The sequence below is a fragment of the Aeromonas sp. Prich7-2 genome (assembly GCF_017939255.1).
Lineage (GTDB): Bacteria > Pseudomonadota > Gammaproteobacteria > Enterobacterales > Aeromonadaceae > Aeromonas > Aeromonas caviae.
In genome coordinates this window covers 1-13,747 of the sequence record NZ_JAGKRI010000053.1, presented here as the reverse complement: position 1 = coordinate 13,747, position 13,747 = coordinate 1, and the positions used below count along the sequence as shown (strand labels likewise).

The following is a 13,747-nucleotide window of genomic DNA, read 5'->3' as shown; positions in this document are numbered from 1 at the left end:
GCCGTGGTTGGTTCGTCGTTGGGGACAAAGAGACCCGTCAGCGTGACCTGTTGAGCAAGGAGGACAGGTATGGCTTCAAGCTCGCCGTGGGATCCGGTGCCGGCCGCAGCGCCCGCATCTTCCATCACCCGATTCATCAAGGGCAGTCGGATGACATGGTTCTATGCGCTCTGGGTCTATCACAAGGGAGATGGTTGGACCATCTGGCTTGGGTGCCCCAAAGACAAGATTGTCCGCCTGGTTCGTCTGTTTCGCCGTCATCACGACATCGGATTGCCGGATGAGCCCTGGACTGCCCCCGTCATCCCGCTGCGCGTCCCCCTTAGACGCGCCCAGCCGCAGCACAGGCTGCGGCCCTGATCCCTCTTCCTGTACAGACAAGAGCCCCGCCAGAGCGGGGCTCTTGTTTTGGCGCCGATGCGGCTGATCCATGGCACAGACGCTTTCCCGCCGGGATGCAAGACTAGCCAGCGGCGGGGGCGGGCGGGTTACAATGACCCCTACCGGTTTTGCCCCTAGGGCTTCTAACATAAGCAAGGCTTTGTTTTATATGGTTAAACCACGCTTTTACCTGCTGCTGTTGCTGTTCATCGGCGCCATTGCGGCGGCTTATTACTGGAGTCAGCCCGCGGTGCCGGAACAGGCCGATTACTATCCGGCGGGGCGAGACATCAACCCGTTTACCCTCACGGATGCGGATGCACAGCCCTTTACCCCTGCCAACCTGACGGGACACTGGAGCTTTCTGTTCATCGGCTACACCTACTGCCCGGATGTCTGTCCGACCACGCTGGCGGATCTGCGCAGCGTCTATCCGGCGTTGAAGAAGATAGCCCCCACTAGCCAGGTGGTATTCATCTCGGCGGATCCCCAGCGGGATGACAGCGCCCGCCTGAAGAGCTATACCGCCTTCTTCGAGCCCGAGTTCAAGGCGGCGACCGCACCTCACAGTGCCCTCTTTCCTCTGGTCCGCAATCTGGGGCTGGTCTATTCCATCGTGGAAGGGGATCGCAAGGACTACCTGATCGACCACTCCGCCTCCATCGTGCTGATCAACCCCGAGGGGAAGCTGGTGGCCACCTTCCGACCCAAAGTGGCACCGGGTGAGGTGCCCCACGTGGACATGCAGGCCATGGTGGCCGACTTCGCGCGCATCGTGCAGCTGGCTGGCGAGTGAGCCCGGCGCGCACCATGCTGATTCCCGCCTGGCTGAAGGATCCTCGCCGCCACAGGGCCGTCTTCGTCCTGGCCCTGCCCATGGTGTTCTCCAACGTCACCACGCCCTTGCTGGGGTTGGTGGACACCTGGGTGATCGGTCATCTTGGCCAGGCCTGGTTTCTCGGCGGCGTCTCGGTCGGTGCGACCTTCATCAATCTGCTGTTCTGGTTGCTTGGCTTCCTGCGCATGTCCACCACAGGGCTGACCGCCCAGGCTCAGGGTGCAGCCCATGCCGAAGGGCAGCTCGACACCCTGGCGCGGGCCCTGGGCTTGGCGATCGGACTGGGCATGGTGCTGTTGCTCCTGTTGTTGCCGTTCCTGCCTGCCATCATCGCCCTCGGCGGCGGCTCTTCCGAGGTACAGACCTATGCCGGTCAATATGTGTCGGTGCGGGTCTGGAGCGCCCCGGCGGCCTTGTGCAATCTGGTCATCATGGGGTGGTTGCTGGGCATGCAGGATGCACGCAGTCCCATGCTGCTGCTGATCCTGGGCAATCTCGTCAACATGGTGCTGGATGCCTGGTTCGTGCTGGGATTGGGCTGGCAGGTGAAAGGGGTGGCAATTGCCTCCCTGTTGGCGGATTACAGCACGCTCGGGGTGGGGTTCTGGCTGGTGAGCCGGCATCTGCGCCGACTTGATCCCGGGGTGTGGCACAACGCCTGGCAGCGCTGGCGCCAGTGGCCGGCCCTGCTGCGGCTGCTCGCCCTGAACCGGGATATTTTCATCCGCTCCCTCTGCCTGCAACTCTGCTTCGTGTTCATGACTCTGCAGGGGGCCAGGCTGGGGGATGTGGCGGTGGCCGCCAATGCGGTGCTGCTCAATTTCCTGATGCTGATTTCCTACGGGCTGGATGGATTTGCCTATGCGGTGGAAGCCATGGTAGGGCGCGCCATCGGGCGGCGTGATAGGCCGCTGCTGCGAGAGGCCATCGTCCTCAATCTGGGCTGGGCGCTGCTGATCGCCCTGGCATTCACCCTCTCGTTTTCCCTGGGGGGCTACTGGCTCATCCGCCACATTACCGACATACCGGCGGTGATCGCCGAGGCGCAACGTCAGCTCCCCTGGCTGGTGGCCATGCCGCTGCTGGCGGTCTGGTGCTTCCTGCTGGACGGGGTCTTTATCGGCGCCACCCGGGCCCGGGAGATGCGCAACAGCATGCTGGTGGCGGTGTTTGCCGGCTTCTTTCCCATCTGGTGGCTCTGCCAGGGATGGGGTGTGGCGGCCCTGTGGGCCGCCATGAGTGCCCTGATGGCAGGTCGTGGCCTGACGCTGGGCTGGCTCTGCTGGCGACTGGAGCGTGATGGACGGCTGCTGGCGGGGCAGGGGACGGCGCAGTCAGTCTGAATCCTGGCCGCCTTGCCAATATCGTCAGCGGTCAGAGCGAGCCTGAATAGTCGAATTGTCGCCAGCTCTCGTAGACGAACACCGCGACGGCGTTGGCCAGATTCATGCTGCGGCTCTGGGGCAGCATGGGAATGCGCAGCCGCTGCTCGAATGGCAGGCTCTCGATGATCTCCATGGGCAGGCCTCGGCTCTCGGGCCCGAACAGCAGGGCGTCACCGGGGGCAAACCGGGCCGCCGAGTGGGCGGTGCGTCCCTTGGTGGTGCAGGCAAAGACCCGTTGGGGGGCGACGGCCGCCAGAAACGCCTCATAGTCAGGCCAGCGCTTGACGTCGGCAAACTCGTGATAGTCGAGCCCGGCCCGCTTGACCCGTTTGTCATCCCACTCGAACCCCAGGGGCTCTATCAGGTGCAACCGGTAGCCGGTATTGGCGCAGAGGCGAATGATGTTGCCGGTGTTGGGGGGGATTTCCGGTTGGTAGAGCACGATATCGAGCATGGAAGGATCCTGGGCTGGTGCGAAACGGGCGCCAGCATACCCAGCCCCCGTGTCGATGAAAAGGGGGAGGTCAGGGCATGGGCAGGCGGATGGTGATGACCAGTCCGGTCGGCTGATTGCTGCTGGCCCGGATGGTCCCCCCATGACGCTGGATCGCCTCGGCGGCGATGGCAAGGCCGAGACCAGTGCCCCCGGTCTTGGCGTTGCGGGCATCGTCCACCCGAAAGAAGGGCAGGAACAACCGGGGCTGCTGCTCCACCGGCACGCCCGGGCCGTCATCCCGTATGGTCATCACCCACTCCCGTCCCTCCCGGTACCAGTCCACCTTGATGAACTCGCGGGCATACTTGAGGGCGTTGCGCAGCGGGTTTTCCAGGGCGCGCGCCAGCAGCTCCGGCCACATGGTGAGGGATTCGGCGGGCAGGGAAGGGAGCCTGAGCTGTTTGCCGTTCTGGTTTGCCTCGAACATGGCATCGTCCAGGATGGGCTCCAGCAGCTCCGCCAGGGGCAGCGTCACCGGCGCTTCCACATGTTGCTGCACCCGCGACAGATCCAGCAGATCCCCAATCAGCTTGTCGAGCCGGGCTATCTCCCCTTCGATGCGCGCCAGCTCGGCGCTGTCCCCCTGCTTGCGGCGGATCAGCGCCTGTGCGAGCTGGATGCGGGTCAGGGGGCTGCGCAGCTCGTGGGAGATGTCGGAGAGCAGCTGCTTCTGCTTCTGGATCATGTCCTTGAGGGTGTCGACCATGCGACTGACATGTTCGGCCAGCTGGCCTATCTCGTCGCGCCGACCCAGGTTGGGGATCTGTATTTCCAGGTTGCCCTGGGCGAGTTGGGAGACCGACTGCTGCAACTGCAGTATGGGGCGGGTCAGGCGCCAGGCGAGCAACAGACAGAGCGGGGTGCTGACCAGCATGGCGATGCCCAGGATCTGGATGGGGTGATCCAGGATCTGGATGAAGAGGAACAGGTAGGAGTTTTCGACGTTCAGACCGAAATAGACGTGATAGGTCTGGCCGTGATGGACCATCTGGAAGGGGCCGGCAATGGCGCGCTGGTGCTCGCTGCCCAGCATGGGCTTGGCCGGGTTGTCCGAGTCGAGCATGAAACGGATCACGAACTTGCTCAGCCGGGTGCTGGACTGCATCTGCCCCTTGGCATCGCGTAGATAGATGTTGTCCACCGGCAAGAGGCCCGCGGCATCGATGGCCTTGGCCAGATCGAAATCCTGCTCGGGATCCGCGCCCCGTTGCAGCGCCGCCAGGTTGTTGTTGAGACGGGTGATCTCGTGGGCCGGCAGCGGGATGATGTTGCGGGGGTCCAGGGTGGGGAGGATTACCACCGCGGCCACGACCAGCAGCAGGATGAACCAGAACCAGAGGAAGATCTGGGTGGAAAGGCCGTTGAAGGTGCGGGCCGATTTCATGCCTGCTCCAGCCACAGGTAGCCTCGTCCCCGCACCGTCTTGAAGCGGGGCTGGCCGTCAGCCCGCTCCGGCAGCTTCTTGCGCAGGTTGCTCAGGTGCATGTCGATGGCCCGATCGAAGGGTTCGAGCTTCTTGCCCAGCACCTGCTCGGAGAGCAGGCCCTTGCTGACGATCTGGCCCGGATTGCGCAGCAGGCACTCCAGCAGGCCGAACTCGGTGGCAGTGAGCTCCAGCAACTGATCGTCGCAGCGAGCCTGTTGCAGGCCGGGCTGCAGCACCAGATCCATGAAGCGCACCTCTTCCGAGCTGCCGCCCCGCTGGGGAGCCTGGCTCTGGGTTCGACGCAGGATGGCGCGCACCCGGGCCAGCAGCTCCCTGTCGTCGAACGGCTTGGCGAGATAGTCGTCGGCACCGGCCTCCAGCCCGTTGACCCGATCCTGGCTGTCGCCACGGGCGGTCAGCATCAACACCGGGGTGTCGTGGGTCTTGCGCAGCCGGGTCAGCATCGCGAAACCGTTGAGTCTGGGCATCATGACGTCCAGCAGCACCAGGTCGAATGCCTGTTCTGCCAGTCGCAGCAATCCCTCTTCCCCATCCTCGGCGACGGTGACCTCAAACCCCTCCAGGGTCAGGATTTCGGTGAGCAGCTGGGTCAGTTCGAGATCGTCGTCGACCAGGAGTATTTTGTTCATCTGGGAGTCACTCTGTTGATTTTGCACGCCAAACTGACGTCCGGGTCAGGGTATAATAAGTTTTTACGCGTCGGAGGAAAGCCGGTTTTGAGCCACCAACACTATTCCCGCTGGGTCACCCTGGCCAGCATGGCCGCTGTGACCACCGCCACCCTGCTCATCCTGGGCAAACTGATCGCCTGGCTGATGACGGATTCATCCAGCCTGCTGGCATCCCTGACCGATTCCTTCATGGACATCAGCGCCTCTCTCATCAATCTGCTGGCCATCCGTTATGCGCTGGCCCCTGCCGACGAAGAGCATCGTTTCGGCCACGGCAAGGCGGAGTCCCTGGCGGGTCTGGTGCAGTCGGCCTTCATCTCGGGGTCCGCCCTGCTGCTGGTGATGCACGGCATCTCGTCGATGCTGAATCAGGTGCCCGTGGTGCGCCTGGAGGCGGGGATCTGGGTCAGTGTCGGCTCCATCGTGCTGACCCTGCTGCTGGTGAGCTTCCAGGGCTTTGTCATCCGCAAGACCAACAGTGTGGCCATCAAGGCCGACATGCTGCACTACCGTTCCGACCTGCTGCTCAATGGCGGCGTGCTGGTGGCACTGGTGCTGGCGGGGCAGGGATGGTACTGGGCCGACGGCCTGTTTGCCATTCTGATCGGTCTGTTCCTGGTGTGGGGGGCTGTCCATATCGGCTACGAATCGGTGCAGGCCCTGCTCGATCGTCAGTTGCCAGAGGAGGAACAAGCGAGAATAATGGCCCTCTGCTGCGCCGTAGAGGGGGTGCATGGCGTACATGACCTGCGTACCCGCCAATCCGGGCCGACCCGTTTCGTGCAGTTGCATCTGGAACTCGATGATCAACTGCCTCTGGTCAGGGCCCATCAGATAGCCGACGAGGCTGAACTGGCCGTCCGCCAGGCCTTCGAGCGGATGGATGTGATCATTCACATGGACCCCATCTCGGTGCTGACAAAAGAACGACAAAGCACTCACCCTGAACAACAGTAGGCTGCAACATGGATGATCTGGTTGCCAGAACCTGGCAAAAAATTCAGCAGGAAGCGCAGAGCATGGCGGCCCAGGAGCCCATGCTGGCCAGCTTCTTTCATTCCACCATTCTCAATCACCGGGATTTGCGCTCGGCGCTGAGCTTCCAGCTCGCCAACAAGCTCGACAGCACCACCATGCCTGCCATCGCCTTGCGGGAAGTGATCGAGCTGGCCCTGCGCAGCGAACCCGAGCTGCTGGCCGCAGTGGCCGCCGACATCTGCGCGGTGCAGGATCGCGACCCGGCGGTCGACCTCTTCTCCACCCCGCTGCTCTACCTCAAGGGATTCCATGCTCTTCAGGGGTATCGGGTGGCCAACTGGCTGTGGCGTCAGGGACGCCGTGCCCTGGCGCTCTATCTGCAAAACCAGATCTCCGTGGTGTTCGGCGTGGATGTACACCCGGCCGCCCGCATCGGCAAGGGCATCATGTTTGACCATGCCACCGGTATCGTGGTCGGGGAAACCGCCGTCATCGAGAACGACGTCTCCATCCTGCAGAGTGTGACTCTGGGGGGGACCGGCAAGGAGAGTGGCGATCGTCACCCCAAAATCCGGGAAGGGGTGATGATAGGGGCGGGGGCCAAGGTGCTTGGCAACATCGAGGTGGGCGTCGGTGCCAAGATCGGTGCCGGCAGCGTGGTGATCAACCCGGTGCCGCCTCACACCACGGTCGCTGGCGTGCCCGCCAGGATTGTGGGCCGCCCCGAGTGCGACAAACCTTCCCTGGACATGGATCAGTGCCTCTGATCCCCTGACCGAGGCCGTTGTATGGTCAAGCGCTGGTCAGGCTTTCTGATCCTGGGGATGTGGCTGCTCAACCTGCTGCACCTTTATCTGGACTTCTCCCCCTGGCCCGCCGCCATCGCGGCCTGGGCCGCCTCCCTGCTCACCTGGCCCTGGCTGGTGGGGGCTGCACGGCGCCAGGCGCTGGCCCTCTACGGCGCGGCGCTCCTGCTGCTGCTCTTTTCCTGGTGGCGGGGGGCCAGCCTCAGCCCAGGTGACTGGCTCTTGCCGAACATCAACATGCTGACCATGTTTGCCGCAGTGAGCACCCTCAATCTGGCTACCTCCGGCCTCTTGACAGGCACCGCCTCCTGGTCCGGTCGCAAGGGGCTGTGGAGCACCATGGCCAGCCTCAATCTGCTGGGGGCCGTCATCAATCTTTCGGTGCTCTTCATCATCGGCGATCGGCTGGAGCGCAACGGGACGCTGGAGCGGCGTCAGGTCATGGTGCTGAGCCGGATCTTCTGTGCGGCTGCGTTTTGGTCCCCCTTCTTCGTCGCCATGGCGGTGGCCCTCACCTATGCACCGGGTCTGCAACTGGGCAGCATACTGCCTTTTGGCATACTGGCGGCCTTGCTGGCCATGGGGCTGACGGCCTGGCAGGTAGAGCGACTCGGTGTGGAGACCTTTGAAGGTTATCCGCTGCGGCTCCAGACCCTGGGGCTACCGGTGACCCTGGCACTGCTGGTGCTGGTGATCCACCGTTTCTGGCCCGGACTCAGCATTCTGGCGGTGATCGCCCTGGTGGCGCCCTTGCTGGCCTTGCTGTTCATGCCGCAAGCGGGGCGAGGGGCTGCTCTCAAGCGCCAGGTGGTGGAGCGCTTCCCGGCCATCGGTGGCCAGCTGGTGCTGTTTCTGGGGGCCGGCCTGCTGGCGGCTGGCATCAACAGCGCGCTGTCAGTACTGGACTTTGGCAGTGGCCACGGCCTGCCGCTGTTCAACCACTTCGGCTGGCTGGAAGCCTGCCTGACCCTGCTGCTGATCTTCCTGGTGGCCATAGTGGGCGTGCATCCTCTCATCAGCATCTCGGGGGTGGCGCCGCTGCTCTGGCCGCTGGCACCGGATCCCAGCCTGCTTGGCATGTGCTTCCTCATGGGGTGGGGGCTGGCGACCGGGACGAGCCCGCTTTCCGGCTCCAATCTGGCGCTGGCGTCCCGCTACAACCTGAGCGCCGGGCTGCTGCTGCGCTGGAACCTGCTCTACGGCCTGTTGATGTACGCCGTGGCCTGTCTGATGATGGGGGGCTTCATCACCTTGCATGGCTGATGGTGGCATCGGCAGGAGGGCGGGTTATGCCACGGCGGACGCCCGGGATCGAGGTTCCTGCTGTCTGCGAGAAAAACCGACGCATATTTAAGCAATACCGGGCCGCAGGGCGCATTTTGCAACGTGCTGGCTTGTTTGTGCCGAGCGCATCAGGGTATGCTGGCTCCACGCGCTTGAATCGCCCTCTGTGGGGCATCGCAATTGAACATACAGGTATGCATATGTCACTAGAAGTCCTTGAGCAACTCGAATCCAAAGTACAATCCGCCGTCGACAACATCTCCTTGCTGAAGATGGAGCTGGACGAGCTGAAAGAGCAGAACAGCAAGCTGCAAGACGAAAACCACCAACTGCGCAACGAGCACGTTGCCTGGCAAGAGCGCCTGCGTGCCCTGCTGGGCAAGATGGACCAGATGGGCGATGCCATCTGATCCCGTCTAGACTGACCGGAATGAAAGCGGGCCGCTCCTTGAGCGGCCCGCTTGTTTTGGTCTGCCGGGCAATCAGAGTGCCAGCAGCTGTTTGACGGTCTTCTCGATGCCGTCCGCCGCCTCCACAATATTGTTGGCCAGCATGTAGGCAGGAGTGGAGATGACCTTGCGCTCCTGATCCACCACGAATTCGCTCACCGGGCAGTCGAGATGACTGCCACCCATGGCTTCGATGGCGTTGGCGGCGCCCTCGTCGTTGCCAATGGTGGCCAGGGTGCCGGCGCCATAGATGAGCGGGATCATGGCCGGTGCGATGCAGATGTAGGCGGCCGGTTTGTCGGCTCTGGCAAAGCTCTGGCAGGCCTTCAGCACATCCGGCTGGATGCGGCACTCTGCGAAGTCACACAGGTTCTTGGCGGCGCCGAAGCCGCCCGGCACCAGCAGGGCGTCGAAGTCGGCTGCATCCAGTTCAGCCACATCCCTGATCTGGCCGCGGCAGATGCGGGCCGCCTCGACCAGCACGTTGCGGCTCTCTCCCTCGCTGACCTCGCCGGTCAGGTGATTGATGACATGAAGCTGAGGGACATTGGGGGCGAAGCATTGAACGGATGCCCCCTGACGGGCCAGCGCCAGCAGGCTGATGACGGCCTCGTGGATTTCGGCGCCGTCAAACACGCCACAACCACTCAAGATCACGGCCACTTTTTTCATGACAGACTCCTCGTTGTTGAAAATGTGAGCCAGGGTAGATTGTTGTACTTTTGTATGGTTATCGTTCGACCTCCGCTGGTCAAGTCATCTCCCTGTGCTAGGATTGTTTCGTTTTGGATCCTGCCTCAGCACCCCTCTTGAATTTTTTTCCACATTGATCGAGATCATGATGCGTGCGTCATGTTGAGTTTTCATGATCTCAAAATATTGTTTTAAAAGATATTTTTTGTTTTAATCCACAGCTTTGTCACGGCCGTTATGCAATGGTGCCATTTTTGAGCACAGAGTTATCCACAGCAATATGCCCCACCGGTGCGCCGGGGTGATGGTGGGAGTCCCCTTGGTGTGGTGCGGGCCCTGTGGCATCCTAGCGGCTGTTTATTCTTGGCAGGACGATTTTCATGGCCTCTAGCAATCCTCTTATTCTGGTCGACGGATCTTCATATCTTTACCGCGCCTTCTTTGCCTCGCAGCAGGCCGATCTGCGCACCTCGACCGGCTTGCCTAGCGGCGCCGTCCGTGTCATGGCCAACATGATGCGCAGCCTTCGCAAGCAGTACCCCGACTGCCACGTGGCCGTGGTGTTCGACGCCAAGGGCAAGACCTTCCGTGACGACATCTATCCCGAATACAAGGCAACACGCGCCAGCATGCCGGACGATCTGCGCAGCCAGGTCGCCCCTATCCACCAGATGATCAAGGCAATGGGTTTCCCCTTCCTGATGGTCGAAGGGGTGGAGGCCGACGACGTGATCGGCACCCTGGCCCGTCAGGCGACCGAGAAACAGTTGCCTGTGCTCATCAGCACCGGCGACAAGGACATGGCGCAGCTGGTCTCCGACCATGTCACCCTGATCGACACCATGAAGGATGTGAAGACCGATCGGGAAGGGGTGATCGAGAAGTTCGGCGTACCGCCCGAGCTCATCATCGATTACCTGGCCCTGATGGGGGACAAGGTGGACAACATTCCCGGCATGACCGGTGTCGGCGAGAAGACCGCACTGGCCCTGTTGCAGGGGATAGGCAGCATCGACGAGATTGCCGCCAACCTCGACAAGGTGGCGGCGCTCGGCTTCCGCGGCTCCAAGGCGTTTGCCGACAAGTTCCGCGAGCAGGAAGAGCAGGTGCGCCTCTCCTACGTGCTGGCCACCATCAAGACCGACGTGGCGCTGGAGCAGAGTCTGGAAGAGCTGCAGCTTGGTCCCATCGACAAGGAGGCTTTGCTGGCGGTCTACCGCGAGTACGAGCTGCGCAACCTGATCAAAGAACTGGAGTCTGGTGGCGAGGAGAGCGAAGCCGCAGGTGATGAGGAAGGCGCCACCCCGGTAGCCGCCATCGAAACCGACTATCGCTGCATTCTGGATGAGGCCGAATTCGATGAGTGGTTGGCACGGTTGCAGGCGGCGCCGCTGTTTTCCTTCGACACCGAGACCACCAGTCTCGACTATATGGAAGCGCGGGTCGTTGGCGTCTCCTTTGCCATCGAGCCGGGCAAGGCGGCCTATGTGCCCTTCGGCCACGACTATCTGGGGGCGCCGGTGCAGCTGACCGAGGCCGTGGTACTCGGCAAGCTCAAACCGCTGCTGGAAGATCCGGCCCGTCTCAAGGTGGGGCAGAACCTCAAGTACGACCGCAATGTGCTGCTCAACCACGGCATCGAGCTGCAGGGTATCGCCTACGACACCATGCTCGAATCCTATGTGCTCAACTCTACCGCCAGCCGCCACGACATGGATTCCCTGGCCCGCAGGTATCTGAACGTCGAGACCATCTCGTTCGAGGACATTGCCGGCAAGGGGGTCAAGCAGCTCACCTTCAACCAGATCGAACTGGAGCAGGCTGCTCCTTACGCGGCGGAAGATGCCGACATCACCCTGCGTCTGCATCAGGCGCTGTGGGGCAAGCTCTCTGCCGAGCCGGGCCTTGCCAAGGTATTCAGCGAGATCGAATTGCCGCTGCTGCCGGTTCTGGCGCGGATGGAGCGACTCGGTACCACCATCGAGCCCAAGCTGCTGCATCAGCAGAGCCAGGAGATCGAAGTGCGTCTGGCAGAGCTGGAGAAGCAGGCCCATGAGCTGGCCGGGCAGGAGTTCAATCTCTCCTCGCCCAAGCAGCTGGGTGAAATCCTCTTCACCAAGCTGGGGCTGCCGATCATCAAAAAGACCCCCAAGGGAGCGCCATCCACTGCGGAAGAGGTGCTGGCCGAGCTGGCGGAGACCTATGAGCTGCCGCAACTGCTGATGGAGCACCGTGGCTTGGCCAAGCTCAAGTCCACCTACACCGACAAGCTGCCGCTGATGATCAAGCCGCAGACCGGGCGGGTACACACCTCCTATCATCAGGCGGTGGCGGCGACCGGTCGGCTCTCGTCCACCGATCCCAACCTGCAGAACATTCCGGTACGCAACGAACAGGGGCGCCGCATTCGGCAGGCCTTCATTCCGTGCGCCGGTTACAAGCTGGTGGCGGCGGACTACTCCCAGATCGAGCTGCGCATCATGGCCCACCTCTCCGGTGACAAGGGGTTGCTGACCGCCTTCGCCGAGGGCAAGGACATCCACAAGGCGACCGCCGCCGAGGTGTTCGGGGTCGCGCTTGATGCGGTGACCAGCGACATGCGCCGCAGTGCCAAGGCGATCAACTTTGGTCTCATCTATGGCATGAGTGCCTTCGGTCTGGCCAAGCAGCTGGGGATCGGTCGCGCCGAAGCGCAGAAGTACATGGATCTCTACTTCGAGCGCTACCCGGGTGTGCTGGAGTACATGGAGCGTACCCGCCAGCAGGCGGACGCCCAGGGCTATGTCGAAACCCTGTTTGGCCGTCGCCTCTATCTGCCGGATATCAAGTCCCGCAACGCCGGTCTGCGCAAGGCGGCCGAACGGGCCGCCATCAACGCACCTATGCAGGGCACCGCTGCCGACATCATCAAGCGCGCCATGATCAACGTGGATGGCTGGATCCGCGGAATTGAAGACGAGTCGATCCGCATGTTGATGCAGGTACACGATGAACTGGTGTTCGAGATCCGCGAAGAGAAGCTGGAAGAGTACATCGCCCTCATCAAGGAGAAGATGTCGGGTGCGGCCGAACTGGATGTGCCGCTGGTCGTGGAAGCGGGTACTGGTGACAACTGGGATCAGGCCCACTGATCCTGACCACAGTGATTGGCTAGCTATATAAGCAGAGAAGCCCGGCATCATGCCGGGCTTCCTGTTTGTGGTGGCGGGGTATCAGGCTTCTTGCAGGTATTCATCCTTGAGCAGCACATAGTTGTCGGCCGAGGTCTTCAGGAAGGCGATCTCGGCCGGCTTGAGAGGGCGGGCCTGCTTGACGGGATTGCCCATATAAAGAAAGCCGGCCTCAAGCCGCTTGCCTGGTGGCACCAGGCTGCCTGCCCCGATCATCACATCGTCTTCAACGATCACCCCATCCAGCAGGATGGCACCCATACCGACCAGCACCCGGTCGCCTATGGTGCAACCGTGCAACATGGCTTTATGACCGACCGTGACATCCTCACCTATCAGCAGCGGATAGCCGCCGGGGTTGCTGGCACTCTTGCGGGTCAGGTGCAGCACTGTGCCGTCCTGGATATTGCTGCGGGCACCGATGAGGATATGGTTGACGTCCCCTCTGGCGGCCACCATGGGCCAGATGCTGGCATCGTCACCCAGCTGGATATCCCCCACCAGGGTGGCGCAGGGATCCACATATACCCGTTTGCCCAGTTGCGGGCACTTTCCCTTGTAAGGTCTTAGTCGCAAGTCCATCTTGGCCTCCTTGTTTTCGGCCATTCTAGCAAGACGACACCGGTTTCTGTGGATAAGTTTGTATAAAAGCTGTGCTTGGATATGAATAACTAAAAAAGTGCCGATTTTTGCAATTTTATTGCAGAGGAGGGGTTGCCAGAACGAATTCGCTCCCTATAATGCGCCTCCATCGACAGGGCAAGCGGCAACGCAAACAACCCGGTCGGTAGCCTCGAAAAGCCTGTAAAAATAAGGCTTGACTCGAGAAGGCGGTTGAGTAGAATGCCACTCCCGCAGCAGCCAAAAGCTGCGTCGCTCTTTAACAATTTGAATCAAGCAATCTGTGTGGGCACTCACAGCATCGAGCATCAAAAACAATTTTTGATATCAATGTCTGATGAAGTGACCAAAGCAACTTTTAGTTGCAGCAGTTAATTCAGCAACATGTACAGAACCTTAAGCGGCAAGCGAATTAATAATACCGTCTAACGTGTTGTTTTTCTTGGATTTTCTCTGCCTACTCTTTTTGCCGTTTTTGGATAAATACACCATTGCCCACTCCAACTTCTCTGTTATTTCCTGCCACGC

At 61.5% G+C, this 13,747-nt stretch carries 13 protein-coding genes and 1 pseudogene; 8 read left to right on the top strand and 6 right to left on the bottom strand.

The genetic code is table 11. The annotated features are described in order from the left end of the window. The first annotated feature begins 69 nt into the window (after positions 1 to 69). From J9892_RS10595 to dinF, 3 genes are all read left to right on the top strand, one after another. The gene (locus tag J9892_RS10595) at positions 70 to 360 is read left to right on the top strand and encodes a hypothetical protein (protein WP_010672445.1); all 291 of its coding nucleotides are present in this window, start codon (positions 70 to 72) and stop codon (positions 358 to 360) included. A 190-nt stretch (positions 361 to 550) separates the two neighbouring features. Then, a complete protein-coding gene (locus J9892_RS10590; RefSeq protein WP_210538300.1) occupies positions 551 to 1,177 on the top strand; it encodes an SCO family protein in 627 nt (208 codons plus the stop codon). A gap of 14 nt (positions 1,178 to 1,191) precedes the next feature. Next, complete coding sequence (gene dinF / locus J9892_RS10585) at positions 1,192 to 2,562, top strand: MATE family efflux transporter DinF (RefSeq protein WP_210538299.1); 1,371 nt, start codon at positions 1,192 to 1,194, stop codon at positions 2,560 to 2,562. 31 nt (positions 2,563 to 2,593) lie between these two features. On the opposite strand, the gene trmL is transcribed toward dinF, so the two are convergent. The 3 genes from trmL to J9892_RS10570 form a co-directional block, all read right to left on the bottom strand. Beyond that, positions 2,594 to 3,058, bottom strand: coding sequence for a tRNA (uridine(34)/cytosine(34)/5-carboxymethylaminomethyluridine(34)-2'-O)-methyltransferase TrmL (gene trmL, locus J9892_RS10580; RefSeq protein ID WP_039041146.1), 465 nt, complete (start codon positions 3,056 to 3,058; stop codon positions 2,594 to 2,596). A gap of 70 nt (positions 3,059 to 3,128) precedes the next feature. Further along, complete coding sequence (locus tag J9892_RS10575) at positions 3,129 to 4,484, bottom strand: ATP-binding protein (protein WP_039041147.1); 1,356 nt, start codon at positions 4,482 to 4,484, stop codon at positions 3,129 to 3,131. Then, on the bottom strand, positions 4,481 to 5,176 hold the full coding sequence (locus J9892_RS10570) for a response regulator (protein WP_128313985.1): 696 nt from the start codon (positions 5,174 to 5,176) through the stop codon (positions 4,481 to 4,483). The genes J9892_RS10575 and J9892_RS10570 overlap by 4 nt, the downstream gene beginning before the upstream one ends. An 87-nt stretch (positions 5,177 to 5,263) precedes the next feature. Between J9892_RS10570 and J9892_RS10565 the strand changes: the two genes are divergently transcribed. The 4 genes from J9892_RS10565 (at position 5,264) to J9892_RS10550 (ending at position 8,696) form a co-directional block, all read left to right on the top strand. Further along, a complete protein-coding gene (locus J9892_RS10565) occupies positions 5,264 to 6,175 on the top strand; it encodes a cation diffusion facilitator family transporter (protein WP_043155671.1) in 912 nt (303 codons plus the stop codon). 8 nt (positions 6,176 to 6,183) lie between these two features. Continuing rightward, the gene (gene cysE, locus J9892_RS10560) at positions 6,184 to 6,963 is read left to right on the top strand and encodes a serine O-acetyltransferase (RefSeq protein ID WP_010672452.1); all 780 of its coding nucleotides are present in this window, start codon (positions 6,184 to 6,186) and stop codon (positions 6,961 to 6,963) included. A gap of 21 nt (positions 6,964 to 6,984) precedes the next feature. Then, a complete protein-coding gene (locus J9892_RS10555; protein ID WP_210538298.1) occupies positions 6,985 to 8,265 on the top strand; it encodes a hypothetical protein in 1,281 nt (426 codons plus the stop codon). 221 nt (positions 8,266 to 8,486) lie between these two features. Continuing rightward, positions 8,487 to 8,696, top strand: a complete 210-nt coding sequence (locus tag J9892_RS10550) for a cell division protein ZapB (protein WP_010672454.1) — start codon at positions 8,487 to 8,489, stop codon at positions 8,694 to 8,696. 72 nt (positions 8,697 to 8,768) lie between these two features. On the opposite strand, the gene elbB is transcribed toward J9892_RS10550, so the two are convergent. Then, on the bottom strand, positions 8,769 to 9,407 hold the full coding sequence (gene elbB, locus J9892_RS10545) for an isoprenoid biosynthesis glyoxalase ElbB (RefSeq protein ID WP_210538297.1): 639 nt from the start codon (positions 9,405 to 9,407) through the stop codon (positions 8,769 to 8,771). Between the two features lie 401 nt (positions 9,408 to 9,808). Between elbB and polA the strand changes: the two genes are divergently transcribed. Continuing rightward, positions 9,809 to 12,559 carry a DNA polymerase I gene (gene polA, locus J9892_RS10540; protein ID WP_161470371.1) on the top strand — a complete coding sequence of 917 codons (2,751 nt, stop codon included), beginning with the start codon at positions 9,809 to 9,811 and terminating at the stop codon, positions 12,557 to 12,559. 81 nt (positions 12,560 to 12,640) lie between these two features. Here the strand turns inward: polA and J9892_RS10535 are convergent, their stop codons facing one another. Next, a complete protein-coding gene (locus J9892_RS10535; protein ID WP_161470372.1) occupies positions 12,641 to 13,180 on the bottom strand; it encodes a gamma carbonic anhydrase family protein in 540 nt (179 codons plus the stop codon). A 435-nt stretch (positions 13,181 to 13,615) separates the two neighbouring features. Next, positions 13,616 to 13,747, bottom strand: a pseudogene (locus tag J9892_RS10530) (IS4 family transposase); the annotation flags it as partial.